Annotated in this window: 8 protein-coding genes; 4 read left to right on the top strand and 4 right to left on the bottom strand. The window is 69.3% G+C overall.

Annotated features, from left to right (window positions below; all coding sequences use genetic code 11):
• Positions 1-176: 176 nt before the first annotated feature.
• Positions 177-890 carry a class I SAM-dependent methyltransferase gene (locus tag AB0F72_RS41995; protein WP_360444880.1) on the bottom strand — a complete coding sequence of 238 codons (714 nt, stop codon included), beginning with the start codon at positions 888-890 and terminating at the stop codon, positions 177-179.
• A 115-nt stretch (positions 891-1,005) separates the two neighbouring features.
• Here AB0F72_RS41995 and AB0F72_RS41990 point away from each other — a divergent pair, with 115 nt between their 5' ends.
• Entirely contained in the window at positions 1,006-1,443 is a 438-nt protein-coding gene (locus tag AB0F72_RS41990) for a CBS domain-containing protein (RefSeq protein WP_360444877.1), read from the top strand.
• A 116-nt stretch (positions 1,444-1,559) separates the two neighbouring features.
• Here the strand turns inward: AB0F72_RS41990 and AB0F72_RS41985 are convergent, their stop codons facing one another.
• Positions 1,560-1,820 (bottom strand): hypothetical protein, encoded by a 261-nt coding sequence (locus AB0F72_RS41985; RefSeq protein WP_360444874.1) that lies wholly within the window; start codon positions 1,818-1,820, stop codon positions 1,560-1,562.
• A 195-nt stretch (positions 1,821-2,015) separates the two neighbouring features.
• Positions 2,016-2,576 carry a hypothetical protein gene (locus AB0F72_RS41980; RefSeq protein WP_360444871.1) on the bottom strand — a complete coding sequence of 187 codons (561 nt, stop codon included), beginning with the start codon at positions 2,574-2,576 and terminating at the stop codon, positions 2,016-2,018.
• Positions 2,577-2,731: 155 nt separating this feature from the next.
• Here AB0F72_RS41980 and AB0F72_RS41975 point away from each other — a divergent pair, with 155 nt between their 5' ends.
• Positions 2,732-5,098: an excinuclease ABC subunit UvrA gene (locus tag AB0F72_RS41975; RefSeq protein WP_360444868.1), complete on the top strand. Its 2,367-nt coding sequence runs from the start codon at positions 2,732-2,734 to the stop codon at positions 5,096-5,098.
• On the opposite strand, the gene AB0F72_RS41970 is transcribed toward AB0F72_RS41975, so the two are convergent.
• On the bottom strand, positions 5,095-5,406 hold the full coding sequence (locus AB0F72_RS41970) for a protealysin inhibitor emfourin (protein ID WP_360444865.1): 312 nt from the start codon (positions 5,404-5,406) through the stop codon (positions 5,095-5,097). The two genes, AB0F72_RS41975 and AB0F72_RS41970, sit on opposite strands and share 4 nt — an antisense overlap.
• 144 nt (positions 5,407-5,550) lie before the next feature.
• Here AB0F72_RS41970 and AB0F72_RS41965 point away from each other — a divergent pair, with 144 nt between their 5' ends.
• Both AB0F72_RS41965 and AB0F72_RS41960 read left to right on the top strand, forming a co-directional pair.
• The gene (locus AB0F72_RS41965) at positions 5,551-6,987 is read left to right on the top strand and encodes a hypothetical protein (RefSeq protein WP_360444862.1); all 1,437 of its coding nucleotides are present in this window, start codon (positions 5,551-5,553) and stop codon (positions 6,985-6,987) included.
• A 36-nt stretch (positions 6,988-7,023) separates the two neighbouring features.
• Positions 7,024-7,191, top strand: coding sequence for a hypothetical protein (locus AB0F72_RS41960; RefSeq protein ID WP_360444859.1), 168 nt, complete (start codon positions 7,024-7,026; stop codon positions 7,189-7,191).
• Positions 7,192-7,556: the final 365 nt, after the last annotated feature.

The raw sequence follows: 7,556 nt of genomic DNA, 5'->3' as shown, positions 1-7,556 counted from the left end.
TACTGCACTCGGGAGGGTGTGGGAGAGTAGGACGCCGCCGGACTCAAACGTATGGAAAGGCCCACCCCGGGAATGGGGTGGGCCTTTCTGCGTTTCCGGCGTCAATGGGCAGGGCGTCAATCGGCAGGGCGTCAATGGGCAGGGCGTCAATCGGCAGGGCGTCAATCGGCAGGGCGTCAATCGGCACGGGCCAGCACGATCGCCTGGCCGTCCCGCTCGTGTTTCCGGGGCTGGCGCACCAGCCGGCACACCTCCTGCAGGCCGACCGACTGCGCGTGGCCCACCACCTCGTCCGCCGTGTAGTTGTGGCGGGTCAGCTGGATGTCGTATCCATAGGCGCGGTACAACTCACCGACGTTACGGGTGCCCCGACCGTACTGGAAGCCGACGAGCAGGTGCCCGCCCGGCTGCAGCACCCGCGCGGCCTCGGCGAAGATCCGGGCCTGGCCGGCGGGCGGCGTGTGGATGATCGAGTACCAGAGCATCACGCCGGCGAACGTGCCGTCCGGGAACGGCAGCTCGGCGAGCGGCGCCATCCGGAACGACAGGTCGCGGTGATCACGACGAGCCATGGCGATCATGCCGTGGGAGAAGTCGACGCCTTCGGCGCGGCAGCCGCGGTCGGCCAGGTACCGGGTCATCCGCCCGGCGCCGCATCCGGCGTCGAGCACCCGAGGGGCATCATCGCTGCCGGTCCTGACTCCGGGGTCGGCGTCGTCCAGGTCCACGGCGCTGTCGAACGAGACGGCCAGGATGAAGGCGTCGACCATCGCGAGGTCGAGCGCTGATTCGACGCGGGTGTCGGGCATCCGCGCCGCGTACTCCTCCGCCACGATGTCGTAGGCGAGCCGCACCCTGCTGAGGTCCTCCAGGCCAGTCACGATCGGCATCATCGCATCGATCGGGAGCGTGCTCAGCCCGTACCCAAGTCGGGTTTTTCTTGACAAGGGGAGTGGGGTTCGGCATAGAGGTGTGTACGGTGCCGACCCAGTGCAGGGAGGGACGATGCGGATAAGTGACATTCTCCGAGTCAAAGGTGATCAGGTAGTCACGGTGCCACCGGATACGCCCGTGGTGCGGCTGCTCGAAGTTCTCGCACAGCATCGGATCGGTGCGGTGGTGGTGTCGCGGGACGGCACGTCGGTGGAGGGCATCGTCAGTGAGCGGGACATCGTGCGGGCTCTCGCCGCGCGCGGGGCCGACGTGCTGGCGGAGCCGGTGAGCATCATCGCTACCACGCAGGTGCGGACCGTCGCGCCGGACGCGCAGCTGGAGGACGTCGAGCGGTTGATGACCGAGCGGCGGTTCCGGCACGTTCCGGTGGTGACCGACGGGGTGCTCAGCGGCGTGGTGAGCATCGGTGACGTGGTGAAGAACCGGATCGACGAGCTGGAGTCCGAGCGGACGACGCTCGCCGAATACATCACCGGCGAACGTTCGTGACCGCGATCCAGGCGACTTGTGCCCATGTGCGGACCAGAAGTCGCCTGGATCGCGGCGCAAGAAGCCGCCACCGCCCGGGCGGGCCGGGCGGTGGCGGTGACGGTGGTGCTGCGGGTTCAGCGGTGCAGGAGTGCGGCCAGCCTGTTGCGGGGCGCGGCCTTGGTGGCGCTGCGCCGGCGGGTCAGGACGATCGCGGCCGCCGCGGCGCCGGCGAGGGCGAGTAACGACGCCGTCGTCGACTTCGGATTCTGCCGGGCGGTCGTGGTCGCCTTCGTCCGCGCGGTGGACACCGCCTGACGGGCGCGGGTGCGGCTCGTCAGGTCTCCGTTGTCCGACGGCGTGGTGCTGAACTTCGTGGTCTGGTCAGTGGTGGTCATCGCTCACCTCTCCAGGATGGGTCGTCCGGGCTTATGTCGGCTTATGCCCCTCGTGTGTCCCTCTCCAACCATCCGATGCGTTTCATTCACGCTCTGGAACCGACGCTAATCGGACAGTAGGCCACGCGGTGTCCATGACTTGACACGTGGGCGCGCCAATCACCGGACCACCGCCTATCACCGGACCACCGCCCATCACCGGACCACGGACAGCGGACCGCGCCGGGGCTGCTTGCTGAGCCGGTACGACCGGGCCGCCCACACCACCAGCATGATCAGGGCGGTGTCGCGGACCGCCGCGAAGGTCGCCCAGCCGGCGGTGGCGGCGTCCGGGTCCATGACCGCCACCAGCACGACGCCCGCGACGGCCGCCACCGCGGCCGACGCGGCGAGCCGCCCGGCGACGGCGTTGCGCTGCCGGAACCGGTCGCCGTGGCCCAGCCAGTAGCCGAGCAGCATCCGGTTCAGCATCATCATGAACAGCACGGCCGGGATGGTTCCGGCCACGGCGTACGTGAGGGCGAGCAGCAGACCGGCGCCGTCGAGCGTGGCCGCGACAGCGGCCGCCGTGGCCAGCATGATCACGTCGTAGCGGTGCCGGCCGTACCGGGACTGCGCGACCAGCCAGAGGGCGGCGACCGCCACCGCCGGAAGCATGATCGGACTCAGCGAGAGCGGCCCGGCCGCGGCCCACGCGACAGCGGTGTACGCGACGGCGAACGCGGCTGATCGGAGGGCGTAGTTGAGGATATTCATCGGCCTGCCTGCGGGTGAGGAAGCGGGGGACGGTCCGATCGGCGTCACCTCCGAGGGCATGAGGACTTTCGAAGGATCAGGATTCGAGAAGCAAGGGACCACGGGACGGCCCTAGCCTGACTACCGTTGACGGCGCTGCCGAACGAGGGGACAGGATGAGCACGGAAACGCACGTAGCGGACAGTCACGATCTGATCCGCGTGCAGGGCGCCCGGGTGAACAACCTCAAGGATGTGAGCGTCGAGATTCCGAAACGGCGCCTGACCGTTTTCACCGGTGTCTCCGGATCAGGCAAGAGCTCGCTGGTGTTCGGCACGATCGCTGCCGAGTCGCAGCGGATGATCAACGAGACGTACAGCGCGTTCGTGCAGGGTTTCATGCCGACGCAGGCGCGGCCGGACGTGGACGTGCTGGACGGGCTGACCACCGCGATCATCGTGGACCAGGAGCGGATGGGCTCCGACCCGCGCTCGACGGTCGGCACGGCCACCGACGCCAACGCGATGCTGCGGATCCTGTTCAGCCGGCTCGGGCAGCCGCACATCGGCTCGTCGCAGGCGTTCTCGTTCAACGTGGCGTCGATCTCCGGCGCCGGGGCGGTCACCATCGAGAAGGCCGGGACGACCACCAAGGAGCGGCGCAGCTTCAGCATCACCGGCGGGATGTGCCAGCGGTGTGAGGGCCGGGGCTCGGTGACCGACTTCGACCTGTCCGCGCTCTACGACGACAGCAAGTCGCTGAACGGCGGCGCGCTGACCATCCCCGGGTACAGCATGGACGGCTGGACCGGGCGGATCTTCCGCGGCTGCGGTTTCTTCGACCCGGACAAGCCGATCCGCGACTTCACCACGAAGGAGCGGGACGCCCTCCTCTACAAAGAGGCCACGAAGATCAAGGTCGATGGCATCAACCTGACGTACCTCGGCCTGATCCCGCAGATCCAGAAGTCGTTCCTGGCCAAGGACGTGGAGGCGATGCAGCCGCACATCCGGGCGTTCGTGGAGCGGGCGATCACGTTCACCAGCTGCCCGGAGTGTGACGGCACCCGGCTGTCCGAGCTGGCCCGATCCTCCAAGATCAAGGGGATCAGCATCGCGGACGCCTGCCGGATGCAGATCAGCGATCTCGCCGCCTGGGTGCGCGACCTGCACGAGCCGTCGGTGGCGCCGCTGCTCGGCAAACTGCGGCACACCCTGGAGTCGTTCGTCGAAATCGGTCTCGGATACCTCTCCCTCGAACGGCCGTCGGGCACTCTCTCCGGGGGCGAGGCGCAACGTACCAAGATGATCCGTCATCTCGGCTCGGCGCTCACCGACGTCACCTACGTCTTCGACGAGCCCACGATCGGGCTGCACCCGCACGACATCCAGCGGATGAACGAGCTGCTGCTGCGGCTGCGCGACAAGGGAAACACGGTGCTCGTGGTCGAGCACAAGCCGGAGGCGATCGCGATCGGCGACCGGGTGATCGATCTCGGTCCGGGCGCCGGCACCGCCGGCGGAGAGATCTGCTTCGAGGGTACGGTCGAGGAACTGCGCGCGAGTGACACCCTGACCGGCCGTCACCTGGACGACCGGGCCCAGCTCAAGGAGAAGGTCCGCACCCCGAGCGGCAAGCTGGAGATCCGCGGCGCCGCCACCCACAACCTGCGGGACGTGGACGTCGACGTGCCCCTCGGCGTGCTCGTGGTGGTCACCGGGGTGGCCGGCTCCGGCAAGAGCTCCCTGATCCACGGCTCGATCCCGGCGAGCGCCGGCGTGGTGTCGGTCGACCAGGTCCCGATCCGGGGATCGCGGCGGAGCAACCCGGCCACGTACACGAGCATGCTGGAACCGATCCGCAAAGCGTTCGCCAAGGCGAACGGCGTCAAGCCGGCGCTGTTCAGCGCGAACTCGGAGGGCGCCTGCCCGACCTGCAACGGCAACGGCGTGATCTACACCGATCTGGCGATGATGGCCGGGGTGGCCACCCCGTGCGAGGAGTGCGAGGGCAAGCGGTTCCAGGCCGCGGTGCTGGAGTACAAGTTCGGCGGCAAGGACATCAGCGAGGTCCTCGGCATGTCGGTGACCGACGCCGAGGCGTTCTTCGGCGCCGGTGACGGGAAGGTGCCGGCCGCGCACGCGATCCTCAAGCGGCTGGTCGACGTGGGCCTGGGTTATCTGAGCCTGGGTCAGCCGCTCACCACGCTCTCCGGCGGCGAGCGCCAGCGGCTCAAGCTGGCCACGCACATGGCCGACAAGGGCGGCGTCTACGTGCTCGACGAGCCGACCACCGGCCTGCACCTCGCCGACGTGGAGAACCTGCTCGGCCTGCTCGACCGGCTCGTCGACGCGGGCAAGTCGGTGATCGTCATCGAGCACCACCAGGCGGTCATGGCCCACGCCGACTGGATCATCGACCTGGGCCCGGGGGCCGGCCACGACGGCGGCAAGATCGTCTTCGAGGGGACGCCCGCCGACCTGATCGAGGACCGGTCCACACTGACCGGACAGCACCTGGCGGAGTACGTCGGCGCCGTCTAGCGTCTGATCATCGCGGCTTGGGTGAGGTATCGCAGGAGCGGGCGTAACTCGGGTGGCACGGTCGGGTCGGCGACCGTGCCCCGCCAATGCCGCCCGCCGCACTGGACGGCGAGGTCGTAGCGGACCAGGTCGGCGGCGCAGGGCGCCATGATCCTGGCGCCCAGGCGGGTCAGGTCGAGGCAGCGGACGAGCTGGGTGAGTCGGCGGGCTTCGGGCTCGGGCAGGGTGGATGAGTCCATCACGACGTGCAGGGATCGACCGGCGTAACCGCCCGATCGTCGTAGCTCGGCGCGTACGGGTTCGGTCACTGTTCCTCCTCAGGCGGCAACCATCGGATGCTGGGAACTCTGGCACCGACCTGACGTGGGCGCTGTCAGTTCTTGAACAGTCGTTATCTACTAAACCCATGGGATATATGGACAGCGGGGCGCGTCCGGCCTAGGCTCAAGATCATGAATCTCTTGATCCGGTCGGCCGGGGTGGTCGCGGCGTTCGCCCTGGTGTTCCCGGCGGCGCCGGCCCACGCGGCGCCCGTCGCGTCCAGCCCGGTGGGGTCCGTCACCTCCGGCCCGCTGGGGCCCGTCGCGTCCGGCCCGGTGGCGCCCCGGAATCCGTACACCGCGCCGGCCGGTGGCGCGTCCACGCACGGCGACAGCGCGTCCTCGAAGACGTTCACCGGCCGTGGCCCGGCCGGCGGCCCGGTCAAGGTGACCCGATCCACGCTGCTCGCCGCCTGCCCGACCCTGCTGCACGGCGGTGACGGCCAGCTGCTCGGCCTCTGCACCGAGTACATCGGCCAGGCCCCGGCGCTGCACCTGCTCGACCGGACCAACGGCAACTCCGTGGCGAAGCTGTCCATCGCCAAGGGGACGCTGCTGGGCGGGGTGTACGCGTACGTCGACAACCAGGACCGGGTCGTGATCGTGGACGGCAACCGCGACCTGCTGCGGATCGCGCACACCGGCGGCAGGCTCACCGTCGTCGAGAAGACCCCGCTGGGCGGCGTGATCGGGGACGGGGACGCGGTGGTGGGCGTGGTTCCCGCGTACGACGGCCGGGTCTGGTTCGTCACCGCGGCCGGCCTGGTCGGTGCGGTCGACACGGCCACCGGCGCGACAGTGACCTATCGGCTGCCGAACGGGGAGAAGGTCGCGAACAGCATCTCCACGGTGCCCGGACGGTTCGCGGTCACCAGCGATCACGCCGTCTACGTGTTCGACACGTCGTCGGTGACCCCGTTGTGGCGCTATCCCTACGATCGCGGCCCGGCCCGCAAACCCGGCCAGCTCTCCTGGGGCAGCGGCGCCACCCCGGTGTTCTTCGGACCCACCACCGGGTACGAGTACGTGGCGGTCACCGACAACGCCGACCCGCACCTGAACCTCGTCGTGCTCCGCACCGACGGTCCCGCCACGCCGGTCTGCGTGCAGCCGCTCTTCACCAACCGGGCCGCCAGCGGCACCGAGAACGCGCCGGTCGCGGTGGGCCGCAGCGTCTTCATCACCAACACGTACGGCTACGACTACCCGGCCCTGCCCTCCGACGCCGGCGACAGCGTCCCCTCGGACGCGAGCTTCGACGGCGGGGTGGCCCGGATCGACGTGAACACGGCCGGGACTGGCTGCGCGGTGACCTGGCAGATCGGGACCCGGAGCGCGGCGCTGCCCCGGCTGTCGGTGACCGACGGCAAGCTCTACACGGTGGTCCAGGAGGGGATCGCTGACGCTTTCCACTTCGCGGCGATCGACGCCGGAACCGGTGTGGTCAGCGACAAGACGCTGCTCGGTTTCGGCCTGATCAACCCGTTGCAGACGGCGGGGACCGCGATCAACCGCGGCTATTACCAGGGAACCGTGACCGGTCTGCTGACCGTCACCCCGACGAGCTGATGCCCGGGCAGGCGGGCGCACACATCGGTGATTGTGATGAGCTCACCGCCCGCGGGGCGGCCGTCGGCGGGGTTGCGGTCGGCGGGGTGGCCGGCCGGCGGGGTGGCCGCCGACGGGGTGGCCGCCGGCGCCCGCGATGCCAATCCGCGTGGGCTCACCGCCCCGGCGGGCAGCGGCAACCGGGCCTGCCGCGCCCGGCCGTAGCGCAGAGGTCCTACCCGGGCTTGATCACACGTCTGGACTACGGCTGGGTGCCGCGAGCCGTAGTCCAGGCGTCCTACCCGGGTTTGATCACATGTCTGGACTACGGCTGGGTGCCGCGAGCCGTAGTCCAGGCGTCCTACCCGGGTTTGATCACATGTCTGGACTACGGCTGGGCGGCGCGAGCCGTAGTCCAGGCGCCCTACCCGGGCTTGATCACATGTCTGGACTACGGCTGGGCGGCGCGAGCCGTAGCCCAGGCGCCCTACCCGGGCCTTGGAGTCAATCAGTGGTTGCAACACTCGATTGATCAGGGGTTTTGATGGGGAAGATGGTGCCTCGTGGGGTGCAGGTGCGGTTCTGGGAGC

This window comes from Actinoplanes sp. NPDC023936 (genome assembly GCF_040639325.1).
Taxonomy (GTDB): domain Bacteria; phylum Actinomycetota; class Actinomycetes; order Mycobacteriales; family Micromonosporaceae; genus Actinoplanes.
Note: the sequence above shows the minus strand (reverse complement) of the source record. Positions and strands in the feature narration are given on the sequence as shown.

Excerpts from the sequence above, each read along its gene's own strand:
- AB0F72_RS41995 (WP_360444880.1), bottom strand. The coding sequence starts at position 890 with ATGCCGATCGTGACTGGCCTGGAGGACCTCAGCAGGGTGCGGCTCGCC.
- AB0F72_RS41990 (WP_360444877.1), top strand. The coding sequence starts at position 1,006 with ATGCGGATAAGTGACATTCTCCGAGTCAAAGGTGATCAGGTAGTCACG.
- AB0F72_RS41985 (WP_360444874.1), bottom strand. The coding sequence starts at position 1,820 with ATGACCACCACTGACCAGACCACGAAGTTCAGCACCACGCCGTCGGAC.
- AB0F72_RS41980 (WP_360444871.1), bottom strand. The coding sequence starts at position 2,576 with ATGAATATCCTCAACTACGCCCTCCGATCAGCCGCGTTCGCCGTCGCG.
- AB0F72_RS41975 (WP_360444868.1), top strand. The coding sequence starts at position 2,732 with ATGAGCACGGAAACGCACGTAGCGGACAGTCACGATCTGATCCGCGTG.
- AB0F72_RS41965 (WP_360444862.1), top strand. The coding sequence starts at position 5,551 with ATGAATCTCTTGATCCGGTCGGCCGGGGTGGTCGCGGCGTTCGCCCTG.
- AB0F72_RS41960 (WP_360444859.1), top strand. The coding sequence starts at position 7,024 with ATGAGCTCACCGCCCGCGGGGCGGCCGTCGGCGGGGTTGCGGTCGGCG.